The organism is Rothia sp. HMSC071B01, assembly GCF_001808945.1.
In the GTDB taxonomy this organism is placed as follows: Bacteria; Actinomycetota; Actinomycetes; order Actinomycetales; family Micrococcaceae; genus Rothia.
The window spans coordinates 287,425-304,864 of the sequence record NZ_KV795081.1; the positions used below are offsets into that span (position 1 = coordinate 287,425).

General features: G+C 53.6%; 12 protein-coding genes. 8 read left to right on the forward strand and 4 right to left on the reverse strand.

The window, feature by feature from the left end:
* The 3 genes from HMPREF2527_RS09300 to dnaK form a co-directional block, all read right to left on the reverse strand.
* Complete coding sequence (locus HMPREF2527_RS09300; RefSeq protein WP_070507931.1) at positions 1 to 993, reverse strand: DnaJ domain-containing protein; 993 nt, start codon at positions 991 to 993, stop codon at positions 1 to 3.
* Between the two features lie 299 nt (positions 994 to 1,292).
* A complete protein-coding gene (locus tag HMPREF2527_RS09305) occupies positions 1,293 to 1,871 on the reverse strand; it encodes a nucleotide exchange factor GrpE (RefSeq protein ID WP_070507933.1) in 579 nt (192 codons plus the stop codon).
* A gap of 2 nt (positions 1,872 to 1,873) precedes the next feature.
* Positions 1,874 to 3,706: a molecular chaperone DnaK gene (dnaK, locus tag HMPREF2527_RS09310; RefSeq protein ID WP_070507936.1), complete on the reverse strand. Its 1,833-nt coding sequence runs from the start codon at positions 3,704 to 3,706 to the stop codon at positions 1,874 to 1,876.
* 757 nt (positions 3,707 to 4,463) lie between these two features.
* Here dnaK and HMPREF2527_RS09315 point away from each other — a divergent pair.
* The 7 genes from HMPREF2527_RS09315 to HMPREF2527_RS09340 all read left to right on the forward strand — a co-directional run bounded on the left by HMPREF2527_RS09315 (position 4,464) and on the right by HMPREF2527_RS09340 (position 15,043).
* Positions 4,464 to 6,974, forward strand: a complete 2,511-nt coding sequence (locus HMPREF2527_RS09315) for a pentapeptide repeat-containing protein (protein ID WP_070507939.1) — start codon at positions 4,464 to 4,466, stop codon at positions 6,972 to 6,974.
* 161 nt (positions 6,975 to 7,135) lie between these two features.
* Entirely contained in the window at positions 7,136 to 8,782 is a 1,647-nt protein-coding gene (locus tag HMPREF2527_RS09320; RefSeq protein WP_070507942.1) for a pentapeptide repeat-containing protein, read from the forward strand.
* A gap of 166 nt (positions 8,783 to 8,948) precedes the next feature.
* Entirely contained in the window at positions 8,949 to 10,514 is a 1,566-nt protein-coding gene (locus tag HMPREF2527_RS09325; protein ID WP_246824799.1) for a pentapeptide repeat-containing protein, read from the forward strand.
* A 128-nt stretch (positions 10,515 to 10,642) separates the two neighbouring features.
* Positions 10,643 to 11,902: a hypothetical protein gene (locus tag HMPREF2527_RS09720; protein ID WP_141744466.1), complete on the forward strand. Its 1,260-nt coding sequence runs from the start codon at positions 10,643 to 10,645 to the stop codon at positions 11,900 to 11,902.
* Positions 11,903 to 12,065: 163 nt separating this feature from the next.
* Entirely contained in the window at positions 12,066 to 13,709 is a 1,644-nt protein-coding gene (locus HMPREF2527_RS09330) for a pentapeptide repeat-containing protein (RefSeq protein WP_070507946.1), read from the forward strand.
* Between the two features lie 189 nt (positions 13,710 to 13,898).
* The gene (locus tag HMPREF2527_RS09335) at positions 13,899 to 14,378 is read left to right on the forward strand and encodes a low molecular weight protein-tyrosine-phosphatase (RefSeq protein ID WP_246824800.1); all 480 of its coding nucleotides are present in this window, start codon (positions 13,899 to 13,901) and stop codon (positions 14,376 to 14,378) included.
* Positions 14,375 to 15,043 (forward strand): nucleoside/nucleotide kinase family protein, encoded by a 669-nt coding sequence (locus tag HMPREF2527_RS09340; RefSeq protein ID WP_070507951.1) that lies wholly within the window; start codon positions 14,375 to 14,377, stop codon positions 15,041 to 15,043. Before HMPREF2527_RS09335 ends, HMPREF2527_RS09340 begins: the two co-directional genes overlap by 4 nt.
* 94 nt (positions 15,044 to 15,137) lie before the next feature.
* Here the strand turns inward: HMPREF2527_RS09340 and HMPREF2527_RS09800 are convergent, their stop codons facing one another.
* On the reverse strand, positions 15,138 to 15,284 hold the full coding sequence (locus tag HMPREF2527_RS09800; RefSeq protein WP_168161093.1) for a hypothetical protein: 147 nt from the start codon (positions 15,282 to 15,284) through the stop codon (positions 15,138 to 15,140).
* 612 nt (positions 15,285 to 15,896) lie between these two features.
* On the opposite strand from HMPREF2527_RS09800, the gene HMPREF2527_RS09350 reads away from it, so the two are divergent.
* Positions 15,897 to 17,192, forward strand: a complete 1,296-nt coding sequence (locus HMPREF2527_RS09350; protein ID WP_371440210.1) for a multidrug effflux MFS transporter — start codon at positions 15,897 to 15,899, stop codon at positions 17,190 to 17,192.
* The last annotated feature ends 248 nt before the right edge of the window (positions 17,193 to 17,440 follow it).

Here is a 17,440-nt window from a genome sequence, read left to right on the forward strand (position 1 = left end):
TTACTTCGCCTTCTTCAACAGATCCTTACGCGGGTTCTCCTGCGGTGCCAGTTTTACGAACTTATCGAATGCTTCCTGTGCCTCTGCGCTCAGCTCGGTGGGCAGTACAATCTCCGGGATGACCAGCAGGTCGCCGTCGCCGCCCTTAGCCTTGAAGCCGCGACCCTTAGCGCGCAGTCGGCGGCCGACCTGGCCGGGTGCCAGGCGCAGCTTCACGGTGGATGCGTCGGGCAGGGGCACCTCGATCACTGCGCCGTCGACGGCCTCGGCGAGGGTGACGGGTGCGCGCAGGATCAGGTTGTTGCCCTCGCGGGAGTACACGGAGTCATCGGAGACGCGCACGGTGACCTTCAGGTCGCCGCCGCGCAGGCCCTTGCCGCGCAGGCGGACCTTCTGGCCGTCCTTAATGCCTGCGGGGATGCGTGCCTCGGTGTGGGAGCCGTCCGGCAGGAACACGGTCACGGTCGCGCCGGTGTATGCCTGAGCGAGGCTGATGCGGGTGCTGGTGGTGCTTTCCTCGGGGGCTGCGTGCTGTGCGCCGCCGAAACCGCCACCGCCCATGCCGCCGAAGTCGGCGCTGGTGAAGCCTGCGGAGCGTCGGGAGCCGCCTGCGCTACCGCCGAAGAGGCCGCCGAGCAGGTCGTCAATGTTGATGCCTGCGCCGCCGTTGCTGAAGCCGCCGAATGCGTCCGCGCCGGGGTAGCCGGTGTAGCTGCCACCGCCGAAGCCGCCGCCTCCGAATCCGCCCATGCCTGCGGCACCGTAGCGGCGAATCTGGTCGTACTCTTCGCGCTGCTTCTTATCGGAGAGCACGTCGTATGCTTCCGAGATTTCCTTGAACTTCTTCTCTGCTGCGGCGTCGCCGGGGTTCAGGTCCGGGTGGTACTTGCGGGAGAGCTTGCGGTACGCCTTCTTGATGTCGCTTTCGCTTGCGTCTTCGCTGACACCCAGTGCCTTATAAAAGTCGTCGGTTAGCCAGTTTTCACTTGCCATGTTGTGTTTCTCCTTCTGCGGTGATGCGCCGCCCTCCTCGGTTACGGGACGGCTTGCAGGGGCACCGCGTGCTTGTCTTAATGCTCTATATAAAAGTTTAGTCTACTTGACTCAATTTTGAAAGGGCTGAGCCCAAAAAATTGCGCCCCTACAAGCCTCTTGACCGCCGCTTCTACGAGCCAAAACCCGCACCAACACACCGGGTAAAGCAGCCCCGGCAAACAACAGGGCGGGCACTCCCCCATCAGGGAGAGCACCCGCCCGTCGTTAGTTATTCAGCCATTGCTGAGCCGACCACCTTACGGTGCGACAGCCACAGCCACCTGAGCGGTACGAACCACGCGGTCGTTCACGCGGTAGCCGTAACGCAGAACCATGGAGACATGATCCTCGGCCACCTCGTCGGTGGGCTGCTGCAGTACAGCTTCGTGGATGTTCGGGTCGAAGGCGTCGCCTACTTCACCGAAGCGCTCCACGCCCTGCTTGCCGAGCAGCTCTTCGAGCTTCGCGGCGATGGAGGCGAAGGGGCCGTCCTGCAGGTCGCCGTGCTTGCGTGCGGCGTCGATGTCGTCGAACACCGGCAGCAGTGCGCCGACCAGGTCACTGATTACGAAGAGTCGCAGCTGCTCCTTTTCGCGGGCGGTGCGGTTCTTGTAGTTGGTGAACTCTGCCTGCAGGCGAAGCAGGGAGTCCAGGCGCTCTGCGGCGAGTGCCGCATCAGCAGATTCTGCTTCTACGGCGTCCTGGAGCTCAGCCTCGACGGCTTCCGCAGCTTCCTCGGGGCTTTCGACCGATTCAGCTTCGGGGTGGCCTTCCGCTGCGGGGGCGTTGAATGCCTCCTCCAGCGGGTCGGGGGTGGTGTTTTCCTGCTCAGCCATGATTACTTCTTCTCGTCTTCGTCGATAACCTCGGCGTCGACAACGTCCTCATCAGCGGCGGGCTTGGACTCGGATGCCTCAGCCTGAGCTGCTGCGTAGAGTGCCTCGCCCAGCTTGGACTGGGATGCCTGCAGCTTCTCGAATGCGGACTTCACTGCTGCGTCGTCGTCGCCCTCGAGTGCCTTCTTCAGCTCGTCGACATCGCCCTGAACCTCGGTCTTGACGTTCTCGGGCAGCTTGTCGCCGTTCTCCTTCAGGAGCTTCTCGACGGAGTATGCGACGGACTCGGCTGCGTTGCGGGTGTCAGCAGCCTCGCGGCGTGCCTTGTCCTGCTCAGCGTGTGCTTCTGCGTCCTTGACCATGCGGTCGATGTCGTCCTTGGAGAGGGAGGTGCCGCCGGTGATGGTCATGGACTGCTCAGCGCCGGTGCCCTTGTCCTTTGCGGAGACGTGCACGATGCCGTTTGCGTCAATGTCGAAGGTGACCTCAATCTGGGGCACGCCACGGGGTGCGGGGGCGATGCCGGTCAGCTCGAAGGTACCCAGGTTCTTGTTGTCGCGAGTGAACTCACGCTCACCCTGGAAGACCTGAATGGTCACGGAGGGCTGGTTGTCCTCTGCGGTGGTGAAGGTCTCGGAACGCTTGGTCGGGATTGCGGTGTTGCGCTCGATCAGCTTGGTCATCACGCCGCCCTTGGTCTCGATACCGAGGGAGAGGGGGGTGACGTCAATCAGCAGAACGTCCTTACGGTCGCCCTTCAGCACGCCTGCCTGCAGTGCTGCACCCATTGCCACGACCTCGTCGGGGTTCACACCCTTGTTGGGCTCGCGGCCGGTGAGCTCCTTGACGAGCTCAGCAACAGCGGGCATACGGGTGGAGCCACCGACCAGGATGACCTCAGAAATCTCGGAGATGGACACGCCAGCTTCCTTGATTACGTCGAGCACGGGCTTCTTGGTGCGCTCGAGCAGGTCGTGGGTCAGTTCCTCGAACTTTGCGCGGGTCAGCTTCTCATCCAGGTGGATGGGGCCCTCGGGGGTCACGGACAGGTACTGCAGGGAGATGTTGGTGCTAGAAGCGCTGGACAGCTCCTTCTTAGCCTGCTCAGCTGCTTCCTGCAGACGCTGCAGAGCAATCTTGTCCTTGGACAGGTCTGCGCCGGTGTTTGCCTTCACCTGTGCGAGCAGCCACTCGACGATGCGGTGGTCCCAGTCGTCACCACCGAGGCGGTTGTCACCGCTGGTTGCGCGAACCTGAATGGTGGAGAAGCCGTCGTCGTCCTTGCCGACTTCCAGCAGGGAGACGTCGAAGGTACCGCCACCGAGGTCGAAGACCAGGATGAGCTCGTCTTCCTTACCCTTGTCCAGGCCGTATGCCAGTGCTGCGGCGGTGGGCTCGTTGACGATACGCAGGACGTTCAGGCCTGCAATCTCACCGGCTTCCTTGGTTGCCTGACGCTCAGCGTCGTTGAAGTATGCCGGGACGGTGATGACGGCGTCGGTGACCTTGTCGTTCAGGAATGCCTCTGCGTCACCCTTCAGCTTCATGAGGATACGAGCGGAGATTTCCTGCGGGGTGTACTTCTTGCCGTCAATCTCGGTGGTCCAGTCGGTGCCCATGTGGCGCTTGACGGAGGAGATGGTGCGGTCGACGTTGGTTACTGCCTGACGCTTTGCAACGCTACCGACCAGAACCTCGCCGTCCTTGGAGAATGCGACGACGGAGGGGGTGGTGCGGGTGCCCTCTGCGTTAGCGATGACGACCGGGTCGCCACCTTCCAGTGCTGCTACGACCGAGTTGGTGGTACCGAGGTCAATACCTACTGCACGTGCCATATGTTTATTCACTCCTTAGGTGTTAGTGCCCCGCTTCTTCTAATGCGAGGCGGGTTAGTTTGAAAGTTTTGGAGGCGGTCGGTGCTGCGCGTGCCGCCCCGTGCGGGGTGGTCTGCGCGGCTCCTTGAGCCTCATGTACTCAAGTATGCACTCTCCTGGCAGGGGTGTCAATAGAGTTGAGCGAACTTTACTCAACTTTTTTATGCGAAGGGGCGTGAGGGGTGGGGGTTTTAGGGCTCTGGAGGGGTGTTTTGCGGGGGATTTTGGGGCGGCGGCGAGGCGCGAATGGGGCGTTTCGCCGCGGAATTCCGGGGTTTTCGGGCTGAGCGAGGGCGCGGCGCGGCGATTCAGCGCACGGCGGACATTGACGGGCTAGTTTGGCGAAAAAATTTTTAAAAACTTTTAAAAAAGGGGTGAAAAACCTAATAATTGGGGTGCGAGAGGTGCCGGAAGGTGGTGCAGGGGCAGCTTATATAGGGTGTGTGAGGTGATTTTTAGGTCTGGAGGCTAGGCCCCTGGCAGCATTGCTGGAGGTGCGCTTCGTGTAGGTGTCTCAAGTACGAACACCCGCAGTAAGAGATTAGAGATTCGCTCCTCTTATATATGGGTGGCCTTCCGGTGAGCTCCATCTCTCACTCTATAGGGGCATCCCCGCTTGTCCGACCCGCAATTCCCCAACCTTCACCTGTGGCTTGAGGCTACCCGCCTACCGTATCCTGGTTACGACCATATCCTCTCAAAGTAGACAGGAGACTCCATGCAGCACTCCCCCATTCAACCCACACCAGATGCAACTCCTCCAGATACCAACGGCAAAAAGGTAGCTATCTGCAATTTCTTTGCTAATAACTGGATACTACTTATTGTATTTTCAATATTCACATATATCGCAATTCGCCTTTCCCTAGATGTCCAAAATATATCTCATGAACATCTAGATAAGACTCAACAGTTACTACAAGAAATAAAAGAAGGCAGAGACGCAACCAATGAAAAAATCGAGGAAATCGATAGCCTTCGAAACAGTTTTTCAATCCATGGGCTTCTTCTAATTCTATCTCTGATTATTCTTGCCTCTTGCTTCTCAAAACTTATAATGAAACTTCTAAATGAGTATCCCCAGCGAGTCTTTGTCTCAGCTATCGCATTAGGCGGATTTCTCGCGTTCTCTATACCTCAATATTTGTATTCATTTAAATATATTGGGGAAACCAAAGATATAACTACTTCACTTTTAACTGTCACCGGCGGAATTTTGGCAGTCTTTACACTGCTGAAGACACATCAAAAAAGCGAGCTTGAACGCGAGCAACTAGATACTCAGAAACAGAAAGATGCTCGAGACCATATTCGTCAGCTCTACGACTCTTACAACAACCGTTTTGATAAAGCTGTTGCGGAGCTCAACAGCAACAATGTGAAATCTGCTTATGCAGCTGTACCCAAATTAGCTAAACTTGCCGATGCTTGGTTAGACTACAAAGACCTCAGCAATGATACGGAAGAATTGGAGAAGCTGAAAAAGAAGGCAGAAAAAGAAGCTCAAACAATCATAAACATTCTTTGCAAATATATACGCACCATGCCTGGTGAATATACAGAAGAAAATCTTAAAGACATAGGATCCTTAGACGCCAAAACCCAGGATGAACTTAAAAATGAATCCGAGGTTCGCCGTCTTATTTTCTCTGAGATTAGTGATCGGTCCAGTAAGGTTAAAGTTACAAAAGACAAAATATCCACCACTTCTGGCCCATGGAGCAACTTCGATTTCGATTTCAGTCGAGCACCAATTTTCTACCCCCTCAATAACCTCACAATTGAGAAAGGTATCTCTACGTCCACCAAATTCTACGGTAAAGCAGATTTCAGAGGAACGACCTTTATCAGGGACGTAGATTTCAAGGGCATCCAATTCAATCAGGAAGCGAACTTCAACGGCGTCCAATTCGTTAATGAAGCAAACTTCAACGAAGTAACCTTCAACGGAAAAGCTGACTTCTCCACCCAAAGTGATACAAAAACCATCTTCGGAGGAAAAGCCACCTTCAACGGCGCCCAATTCGCCCAAGAAGCAAACTTCAACGAAGTAACCTTCAATGAAGCAGCCGACTTCTCCACCCAAGGTGATATAAAAACCACCTTCGGAGGAAAAGCCACCTTCAACAGTACTCAGTTCAAGAAGGCAGCCCTATTCAATAAAACAATTTTCAATGAAACTGATTTCTCTGGATCCACAATGAATAAAACCATATTCACTATGGATGCAATATTCGCGGGCACAGAGTTCACTAAAAATACCTCATTTAATAATGTTGAATTCAACGGACTCGCAGATTTTTGTAGCCACAGCCAAAACCAGATTCAACCTATAACTTTCGGAGCTAACACAGAATTTATAGAAACAGATTTTAATGGAAAGGCTAATTTCATGGGGCTGAATGCCGAGTTGGATTCAACCCTAAATTCAGGCACCCCTACCCTGACCTTCAAAAAAGTTAATTTCAACGAAGAAGCCATTTTCACAAGCGCCCAAATTAGTTTGAGTACAATATTTGAAAATACCCACTTCTACAATCGTGCAGAATTTGTGAATGCCAACTTCTTCAATTCAGTCAAATTTATAGAAAACACTCAATTTGAACTGATGGCTAATTTCTTCAATTCAATGTTTTTGGAGAACCTGGAGGTTGAGGCCTGGTTTAAGAATGGCGCCAACTTCGGAGTGTCTCAGTTTGGCACCGAGAATGAAACACAACAAAAAACAACTTTTAGAAAAACTCATTTCGATGGAGATACAATATTCTCTGATTCCAATTTCTACGCACCTACCGATTTTATAGACATTAACATCCAAGGGGAAACAAATTTCTCAGGTGCTAAATTTCACAGCACAGCATCTTTCAACAACTCTCACTCTGAAAATGTATTTAAATTCGCAGCAGATGCATACTTTGACCGAGTGGAATTTAAGGATTCTGTCAACTTTATTGCCATACAATTCTGCAATAAGATGAACTTTGAGAATGCAATTTTCTACAAAGATTCAAAATTTGAAGATATGCATTTTGATAGTTTTTCACCTGATTTTAAAGATGCAGAATTTGAAGTAAAATCAAATCATTCTTTTACAACCAAATCAAACAGTAAAAAACAGTTCGATTTTGGCACATTAAAACCTAAATCGACAGGACAGCCAATTTCACTTCCTAGAGGTTCGTTCCTATTCACTAACACATCAGGTAATCAAAGAATTGGACCGGCATAAAAAGATTAGCCCTGCCACGCAGAAGTGTGGCAGGGCTAATCTTTTTATTGAGATATTCAGGTTCTATGTCAAGGAACATCTAAAGGGGAGACCACGCAAAGGGTGGGGCTCTCCCCTATGCTGGTTATAAGCCAGCACCGGAGCAGGAAGGGCACATCACCATGAACCTCAACAAACTCTTAACTGCGCTACGGCAACGCAAAAACACCCCGGCACGCAACCAGCAGGCTGAGCGGTACGAACGCTACACGCACGCCCTCGAACAATTCCTCGACGGGCAACCCGCCGTACGCCTCGGCGGCGCGTACACGCTCGCGAACCTCGCAGATGATTGGCTCACCGACGATTCCTTCCCCGAGCAGGTGCGCCTCGAAGAAGCCCAAACCATTATCGACGCGCTGACCGAGTGCATCCGCACGCCCTACCCCTTCGCGCAGAAACGGCAGGTTCTAGAATCAGACGAGGCACCCGAAGGGTACGAAGGCGACTTTACGCGCGATCAGGAGGCACTACGCGAAGAGCAGCTGGTGCGCCGCACGGTCTTCATGGAGTTCAGTCGCCGCCTCGCCGCAGTCGCCGAGAGCCCCGAGAAAGACCGCACGGAAGACCAGCACGCGGTGCCGCCAATATCACCCATGTGGGCTGACCTGCGCTTCGACTTTGGCGGCGTACCCATCTTCTACCCGCTGCGGCAGCTGCACTTTCAGAACGCCGATTTCGCCTCCGCAACCTTCTACGGCCCGGCGGATTTCTTCGGCGCAACCTTCCACGGTGACACCAGCTTCTCCGCGGCGCAGTTCACGGCTGATACATCCTTCCACGGCGCGAACTTCAACGACTGGGTGGGGTTTAGCGCCGCACACTTCGCGGGCGCAGCAGAGTTCAGCGGGGCACATTTTGCGGACGCGGCAAGCTTCGCAACCGTAACCTTCACCGGCGAGGCCGACTTCTCAGACGCGGTCTTCTCGGCTGCGGCTGACTTCGCGGTATCCAGCTTCGAGTCCGACGCCAACTTTTCACGCTTGAACACCGCAGGCGTAGCCAGCTTCGCGGCGGTCACCTTCGACGGAAAGGCAGTATTCACCGCCTCCACGTTCCACGATGAAGCACACTTCGCCGCGTCGGTCTTCAACCGCCCGGCGGTGTTCTCCAAGTCGCTGTTCGGCGGGGCCGCGCGCTTTGCCGGTATAGCCACCAAGCAGTCCGCAATGTTCAGCAATGTACGCTTTGCGGGCGCGGCGGACTTTATCGGAGCGTCCTTCACGCAGTACGCGGATTTTGATGAGGCGCGGTTCGACGGTGACGCCACGTTCAGCCGGGCGTCGTTTATTGCGCTTCCGAGAACGTCATATGAAGATATGGACTTCCCGCAGTACGCGTGCTTCGATAAGGTCACCTTCGCGCAGGACGCCGACTTTAGTAAGGCAACATTCACAGCGTTTGTCGGCTTCGGCATGGTGACGTTCGCGGGGGCGGTGAGCTTCAACGGGACGAGCTTTGAGGGAGCCTACTTCGAGGGTGCGACGTTCGGTCAGCGGGCAGATTTCAGGCAGACTAGCTTCATGTATGTTAAACCGTCCTTTGAGGCTTTGGAGGAGCGACTGCCGAGGGCCAGGTTCTCGGCGCAGGCGGATCCTCAGGATTACCTGTTTGAGGCGCGCCTGGAGAGCAGGCACGGCTTCAGCTGCGGCACAGCAACGCTTCTTAATAGAACGTTCGTTCTCCCTCTCGGCACTGTGCGGTACGACCCGGATTCCTGGGACGAAGAGAAGCAGGACTACACCCGCTTCAGTGAGCCCGCAAAATAACACCTAGCTCTCCCCCGCCGTCGGGGAAGCTCCCACACACGCACGGACCCCGCCCACGCATCCAGCGCTGGCGGGGCTCTTGCTTTTGACCAGCAACCACCCAAGCCCAGCGGCTTTACCTTATGCTGAGTATGACCGTTCCTCTCAACGAAGACAGGAGAATCTAGTGCCCAGCGATAACGCATCATCCGCGCCAGAGAGCCCGGTAATCCCAAAGGCTCAGGAGAAGCCTTGGTATATCCAGCACTTTACTAAGCTTCTCATTGGCTTTGGTCTGGGCGGCGGTGCGGTTGCGCTCGTTCTGCCTTGGATGCTGTGGTTGCACTGCGGCATGAGCTCGGGTAGTTCAGATCAGCTACGCTTGCATCTGCTGTACGTCACTGGCGGCATTATTGCGGTTCTGACTCTTCTGCAGACAAACTGGAAGAACCAGGGTGACCGCCTCAAAATTGATGCCGATATCAAGAAGAATGAGCAGGACGCAAAGAACGAGGCTGCAAAACGTGAACAAGATGCTGTCAAGAGTGAACGTGACCATACCCGCCAGGTACATGCTGAACGCCGCAGCCGCTACACCAAGGCTGTAGAGCAGCTAGCTGACGAGAAAGCAACCGTCCGTCTAGGCGGCATCTATACCCTCGTGGGTCTTGTGGATGAGTGGCTCACTGATGAAACCCTTGACCCAGAAGAACAGCAAAAAGAAGGACAGGTTATTATCAATAACCTATGCTCCTACATTCGTTCACCCTTCCCTTTAGCAGAGAAAATTGAAGAATACGAAACCCACCGAGAACTAGAAAATCTCCAGAAATTAGATTCCGAGAAGCTCGATGAAGAAGTGTCTTCACTGCTCCAGACTCTACTTAAACGTTTTAAAGATTCTGACGGATACGAAAAGCCTAAAGATATCACCGCAGACTATGCAAAGTTCCACGAAGAACAGGATGTACGCCGCACTATCTTCGTTGAGATGAGCAAGCGCAGTAGCGCCTTCATCATGAATGAGAAGGATGAAATAATCGAAACGATTTCAGGAATGTGGAGTGATTTTGATTTCGATTTCAGTCGAGCACCCGTTTTCTATCCACTCAACGCCATCACGATTGAGAAAGGTAATTTTTCTTCTACCAAGTTCTACAGTAACGCGGACTTCAGCGAGGCGAAGTTCACCCAAACCGCGGACTTCAGCAGGACGACCTTCGCCCGAACCGCGGACTTCGGCGGGGCAAAATTCACCCAAAAAGCGGACTTCGGCGGGGCAAAATTCACCCGAACAGCGGACTTCAGCTGGGCGGCCTTCACCCAAAAAGCGGACTTCAGCTGGGCAAAATTCGCCCGAACAGCGGACTTCAGCGAGGCGAAATTTTTCCAAACCGCGACCTTCGGCAGGGCGAAATTCACCCGAACCGCGGACTTCAGCGAGGCGAAATTCACCCAAACCGCGGACTTCAGGAACGCGGAGTTCACCAGCAAAACAAGCTTCAAGAACGCATATTTCAAAAAGTACGCACCCCCGTTCGCTGGTATCTCCGGTGCTGCCCGATTCTCTGCACAGGTGAATCAGGAGGACTACGTTTTCTCAGTCAGTCGGGGTAGTAAACCTATCAATTGTGGAACAGCTACGCTCTACGGTAAGTCATTTGAGATCCCCATTAGGTCAGTACTCTTCGATCCCGCTTCCTGGGACGAAGATAAGCAGGATTACACCCGCTTTAGTATACCTGCGAGGTAATACCCGAAGGCCCCGCCATGTGAATGTGTGGTGGGGCCTTATATTTGTGACCGATAGAAGCACAGGTCAGACGGTTTTGCACTATGCTAAAAGGTGACCATTCCTTTCAAATTAGGTAGGAGATTACATTGCAAGACAGTAACTCTACTCCATCCTCTCCCCACGATACACAAAAGACTGTCGACCAGATAAGTGCAACAAATACAAATAATGACATTTTATCTGAATTTAAATTTTTAGCAGCTTCCATTTTATCCCCCCTTATAGTATGTCTTATATTAATATTCCCAGAATTCAATAAAATTAATCTTGCAACGTCTATAACACTAATTGCAATTTCCGCAATACTGCCATTCGCAACACTTGCAAAAGGGCTCCACGACACCACCAAGGATTACACTAACCACAAAGGTAAATTCCCTCAAATCAACAAAGGAATCCCAGAAAAGAACAATTCCACAAATAATAGCTCATCAGTAACAAGTTATGTAAAAACCACATTAGCAATGATGCCTATCGCGGTATCAATATCTTTTGTCCTTACACTAAGCTATTATATTTGGGCTCTCGAAAACAACATCAGTCAAGCTTTTGGGATAACTTCGATTCGTTTCTCTCAAGATAAATACCGAATAATATCTGCCACTCTCATGATTCTATTTATCCTATATTTATCACTAGTTCCCCTGCTTGCATTAAAAATTTCTCATCCATTGCAGCACCCCTCTTTCCTGAAGACGGCAAGCTGCTGGAGTGAGGATTTAAATACGTGCACTTCCGCAACGCTGAATACTGCATGCATCATTCTCCTCACGGGAATTCCAGCTTCGCTAACATTTCGTTTCATGCTACCCGATAGCTACGCAACAAATATACATTTATTTACGACAATTACATTTTTATTTGCGCAGACAAGAATTATTGCCCCAACACCACCAAGCAAATATGACCTACTAAAGAGAGTCACGAAATTCGAATTAACTGGTAAAGGGCTAATATCTACACTAGTCTTTCTATTATCCATTTTGTCCCTAAAATTTTCATTGCCCCCATTGGCAATACAAATGGGTGGCTCCATTGTCGCAACAGGCCCCAATGTCATGAATCCAATGCGCGCATATTCATGCGTATTTTCCCAGAAGGATCTAAATAAAGAGTCTATAGCGTTTGGGATTGTTGCAGATTCAAAAGATACATCCATACATATCTTCTCCCCCGAATACAATTCTAAAAATAAAAGCTACGTACATGTTGGAGAAGATGGGAAAATTTTCCCCAACACTCCATTGGAAAGCTATATAAATTTAAAAGAAAATTATATAATTGAGCAATATGACGATTCCAAACATAATTACGACTGGGAATCAGGGAAGTGCAAACATAAGTAACCCCATACAAATATTTGCAGAATCTACTTTGTATTTTTTAGGCCCCGCCGACTCTACGTTGGCGGGGCCTTCACGTCTGTTCAAGGGGTGACTCACTACAAGCCGCTTTGCATTATGCTGAAAGGTAACCGTCCCTCTCAAAGTAGATAGGAGAACTAGACACATGCATTTAGAACCAACGGGGGCCTGGTGGCTACTTGGCGTATGCGCAGCATTGGTTGTCGCTTTCTTACTCACTGCACATTTCACAAAGCTAAAGACAAAACTACCCCGGTTCTACAGCTGGATTGGGGCACTCGCCATCTTCGGCGGAGCATTAGCTTTTCTCCTACCCATCGCGCTCAACTCTGGTTTCGGAAAGGATGATGACGGTCGAGTTCTCAGGCAGCTCATTCTCTACGCCACTGGTGGTTTACTGGGTGTTATTACTCTTGGTGAAACTCACCGAAAGAATAACCAAGAGAAACAGAAAAATGAGAACGACCATACCCGCCAAGTGTATGCAGAACGGCGTAGTCGTTACACCAAGGCTGTAGAGCAACTAGCTAATGAGAAAGCAGCCGTCCGTCTGGGCGGTATCTATACCCTTGTGGGTTTGGTTGATGAGTGGCTTGCTGATGATACCCTCGGACAAGAAGATCAGCAAAAAGAAGGGCAGGTTATTATCAATAACCTCTGCTCCTACATTCGTTCGCCCTTCCCCTTGACAGAGGAAATTGAAGAATACGAAGCCCACAAAGAACTAGAAAAGCTCCAGAAAACAGGCCCAGAGAACCTCAGAGAAGCAGAGTCTTCACGGCTCCAGGTCCTACTTAAGCGTTTCGAAAATCCGAATGATTATGAAAAGCCTGAAGATATCACCGCAGACTATGCAAAGTTCCACGAAGAACAGGATGTACGCCGCACTATCTTCGTTGAAATGGGCAAACGTAGCAGTGTTATATCGAATAAGATGGAAGGCGATGTGACTGTCACTCCTGGTCCCTGGAGCGACTTTGATTTCGATTTCAGCCGAGCGCCCATTTTCTACCCTCTCAACAACCTCACAATTGAAAAACCCAATTTCTCTTCAGGCAGATTCTACGGTGGAATAAGCTTCCTCCAGACAACTTTTGTGCGAAAAGCAGATTTCAGTGAGGCAATCTTCATCCAACATGCAGACTTCGCAGGAACAACATTCATCCAACATGCAGACTTCGCAGGAACAACATTCATCCAACATGCAGACTTCACGGAAACAGTCTTTACCCATGAGGCAAGATTCGGGAAAGCGACCTTCATCCAAACCGCTGACTTCAGGGTGGCGGTATTCACTCAAAACGCAAGATTCAGTATGACAACCTTCACCCAAGAGGTAAGATTTGGGGAAGCGACTTTCACCAAAAACGCAAACTTCAGCTGGGCGATCTTCACCCAAGACGTAAGTTTCAGGAAAACAACTTTCGCCCAAAAAGCGGTTTTCAAATCGGCAACATTCACCCAAAGCGCATATTTTAACGAAACAATATTTAAAGAGAACTCACCAAAATTCGTGTACCCTTCCAAGGTATCAGATAGGATATTCAGCGCACGATTTGCTGCCTTATCCGGAATCCGAAGAGCACATGATTTTACTGTTTACGGGGGTAGTAAACCTATTAATCTTGGAACGGCTACGCTTCTCGGTAAGTCCTTCGAAATCCCCGTTGGAACGGTGCTCTTCGACCCTGATTCGTGGGATGAAAAAAAGCAGGAATACACTCGCGTGAGTGAGCCTGCAAAACCTCTAGATGAGTCTGACGAGGTAGAAGAAGATAAAACCGAATAGCACCCACCTCTAAAAGGCCCCGCCGGCCCCTCGTCGGCGGGGCCTTCGTGCATCCTCGCGCGCCCAGAGTAAAGCACCCCCCAGCGAGCGCCTCCGCCCGTCACGTCGCCGCCCGCAAAGCCGCCCCGAGCCCCCGCCACGCCCAACCACCCACTACCCCACCGATACACTAGAACCATGTACCGAATCATGACTGTCTGCACCGGCAACATCTGCCGCTCCCCCGTCGGCGAATACCTCATCCGCCAGCACGCCAAAGAAGCCGGCGTGCCCGTCACCGTCACCTCCAGCGGCATCAGCAACGAAGAAGAAGGCAACCGCATCGACCCGCGCGCCGCCGCGCAGCTCGCCACCCGCGGTATCGACCCGTCCGCGCACCGCGCCAGCGTCTTCACCGTCGAGGACTTCGACCGCAACGACCTCATCCTCGCCATGGACGCACCCCACTACCTGCGCCTCAAAGCCCTCGCCCGCAACGAGGCCGACAAGGCCAAAATCCGCATGATGCGCAGCTTCGACCCGAAGGTCACCACCACCCACCTGGACCAGCTCGGCATCTACGACCCCTGGTACGGTAGCGAACGCGACTTCGTGTACACCACCGGCCTCATTGACGCCGCCGCACGCGGCCTCATCAACCACCTCAAGCAGGAAGGCGACGCGCAGTGAGTCAGCGTATTCCCCTAAACCAGAACCGCCGCGTCACCGGCACCACCGAAATCCTGGAACTCTGCAAAGACATGCTGCGCCTGGAGCACGGCATCGGCAACGACTTTGACATGGACACCGCCGAATTCACCGAATTCCGTGCGCAGTTCCTCGCCGACTTCGCGCAGATCCCGCTGATCATCGGCATTGACGGCCGCAGCGGCACCGGCAAGACCAGCCTCGCCGCGCAGCTTGAGCAGGAGCTCACCGCCGCCGGACACAGCGTCCACGTGCTGCACCTGGACGACTTCTACCCCGGCTGGGACGGCCTCTTCGACGGCGTGGAGGCGTGGGACGCGCTCTCCGTGCAGCTGACCGAAGGTATTGCCGGAACCTATACCCCGTGGGATTGGGAGGCGGGCGCCCCCGGTGAGGTGCGCACCGTCGACCCGGCGGCTACGCAGGTCATCATCTGTGAGGGTGTTGGCGCGATTGCTGGTGCTTGCGAGGTGCGTATTCTCGCCACCGCCCCGGACGAGGTGCGCCACGAACGCGCCCTGGCTCGTGACGGTGACACGTTCCGCCCGCACTGGGAACGCTGGGCGGAGCAGGAGGAGGCGCTGCTCGCCGAAATCCCGGAGGACTACGCGACCGTAGACTTCATCTACGACAGCGCGGCGCAGTAACAGCCGCCTACAAGACAGTAGGGCCCAATGCTTCGTGCATCTCGAAGCATTGGGCCCTACAGCTATTCAGAGGCTGTTTTATTCAGGCGCTGTTTTACTTAGGCATGGGAGCCGGGCTGGCGGATTCCATGCGGTCTTTATCCCAGTAGGTTGAGCTGTTCTCCGGCGCATGAGTGGAGGCTGTGCCGTCTTTGCCGTTACCCGGGTTGTTATGGGAAAGCACGGCAAGGGTTACGAGCAAGACGCAAGCTATGAGTAGCAGGATGCCTAGCAAATATTTGTAATAGTGGTTGCGCATCTGAGGTGCTCCCTCCGGTCGTATCGCGTGGTATGACCAACGTAAGTTATGCGGTTGGGCCTAGCAATGCTTCTCAAGAATATTTCTCAATATTTCTGCATGCGCTGGGGTGCTGAGCGGCAGGCTAAAACAAACCGCGAAAGGGGCGGTGTTATCTCTCCAACGGAGCGTGGATAACACCGCCCTTTTGCTCCAGTATGCGTAGGGTGTAGCCACGTTTTCCGGAAGCGCCCTCAGGGTGTCGTACAGACGCTCTCCGCAGCGAAGCAAGGAGAGGCGGAGCGTCTGTGCGACGGGTGCCCCTGCGTAGGCGCGGAGGAAATATGTGGCGTACCCTTCCCTAACCCCTGTAGGAGCGAGGATAACACCGCCCCTTCTGCGTACCCTCTGCAATCCTGTCTCTCCCGGCTCAAAAAAGTCAAACGTTTAACTTACGAAGCCACGCCCAATTCTGCTACCGTGAACAAGTTGTGCTTCTAGCCTGCGCAAGCTCATCCCCAGGGACGGTACCACCGCATCCATGTCTTGTAGAGCCGCAGGCGCCGTTGCACGCGCATCACACAGAAAGAAAAACTAAGACTAATGTCTTCGAAGTCGGTTAAGACCTCCTTCGGGCTATCGCCCCTTTTCATTGTTGTTCTGGCGCTGCTGACCGCTATCGCGCCGCTCGCTACGGACATGTACCTTGCCGCACTGCCCGCTGTCGCGGAGGACCTGAACACCACCAGCACGAACGCATCCCTGACGTTGAGTGCGTTCATGGTGGGTATGGCGCTCGGCCAGCTGGTCGTGGGTCCGCTGTCGGATAAGACGGGCCGCCGCAAGCCGCTGCTGATCGGTGCGGTCATCTGTTTCATTGCGACGGTGGCGTGTGGTTTCGCGCCGAATATTGAGCTGCTGATTTTTGCGCGTTTCATGATGGGCTTCACCGGTTCGATTGGTGCGGTGCTGGCGCGTTCTATCGTGGCTGATACGACTGAGGGCCTGGCGACCGCTAAGCTCATGGGCGTCATGATGATGATTAACGGCTTCGCGCCGGTGCTTGCGCCGCTGTTTGGTGGCTGGGTGCTGTCGTGGGGTAGCTGGCGCGATATTTTCCATGTGCTGGGCGTGATTACCGCGATGATGATGCTCGGCGTGATCTTTGTGATTAAGGAGACCCTGCCGGTGGAGGAACGCTACCAGGGCACCGCCCTGAGCGTGTACTCGGAGCTGCCGAAGGTCTTCAAGATTCGCCGCTACATGGGTTTCATGCTGACCATGTGCTTCGCGTTTGGTGCGCTGTTCTCGTACATTTCTGGTTCGACGTTTGTGCTACAGAAGATTCTGGGCCTGTCCGAAACCCAGTTCACGATTGTGTTCGGTGTGAACTCGCTGGGCATTGTGCTGTTCAGCGCGATTGCAACCAAGCTGGTTGGACGCGTGGCGCAGCGCCGCATCGTGAACACCGGTGTGGTGAGCCTGCTCGTGGTGTCCGTGCTGCTGACCGTCAGCTTCTTGGTGGGTATTTCGCTGGTGCCGACTCTGGTTCTGCTGTTCCTGCTGACCAGCTCGTGCGGCCTGATTTTCGGTAATGCTTCGGCGTTGGCGCTGAACGAGGCGCGCCACATGGCGGGTAGTGCTTCGGCGGTGATGGGTACGATTCAGGCTCTGCTGGGTGCGTTGGCGGCGCCGCTGGTGTCGTTTGCGGGTGAGCACGAGTACCTGCCGATGGGCTTCTCCATTTTTGGTTTCGCGGTCCTGACGGCGCTGGTGCTGTGGACTACGCCGCGTAAGGATTCGGACTACTCAGCTGACGGTTTGAGCCACGGCGCTGGTGAAGGTCAGGGCGCCCCGGCGGCGGGCCACTAGCCTGTTGTTGATTTTTGTATAGCTAAAGCCCCGGATGGGCAACCTGCTGAGGGTTGCGCGTCCGGGGCTTTGCTGTGTTTGCTGTAGTAGTTAGGGAGGCGCCCGTACTCTTCCTTCGCTCCTACAGGGGAGGCGCGGAGGAAATATGCGGCGCTCCGGAGCCGCCCCTTAGATATACGCAAGGGACGGCATTATCCTCGCTCCTACATGGGGCACCCGTCCTCGCTTCGCTTCGGACACCCTGATGT

What these genes read in the sequence shown, in the direction of transcription:
- HMPREF2527_RS09320 (WP_070507942.1), top strand. Translation starts at nt 7,136, where the DNA reads ATGAACCTCAACAAACTCTTAACTGCGCTACGGCAACGCAAAAACACC.
- dnaK (WP_070507936.1), bottom strand. Translation starts at nt 3,706, where the DNA reads ATGGCACGTGCAGTAGGTATTGACCTCGGTACCACCAACTCGGTCGTA.
- HMPREF2527_RS09335 (WP_246824800.1), top strand. Translation starts at nt 13,899, where the DNA reads ATGACTGTCTGCACCGGCAACATCTGCCGCTCCCCCGTCGGCGAATAC.
- HMPREF2527_RS09300 (WP_070507931.1), bottom strand. Translation starts at nt 993, where the DNA reads ATGGCAAGTGAAAACTGGCTAACCGACGACTTTTATAAGGCACTGGGT.
- HMPREF2527_RS09330 (WP_070507946.1), top strand. Translation starts at nt 12,066, where the DNA reads ATGCATTTAGAACCAACGGGGGCCTGGTGGCTACTTGGCGTATGCGCA.
- HMPREF2527_RS09305 (WP_070507933.1), bottom strand. Translation starts at nt 1,871, where the DNA reads ATGGCTGAGCAGGAAAACACCACCCCCGACCCGCTGGAGGAGGCATTC.
- HMPREF2527_RS09315 (WP_070507939.1), top strand. Translation starts at nt 4,464, where the DNA reads ATGCAGCACTCCCCCATTCAACCCACACCAGATGCAACTCCTCCAGAT.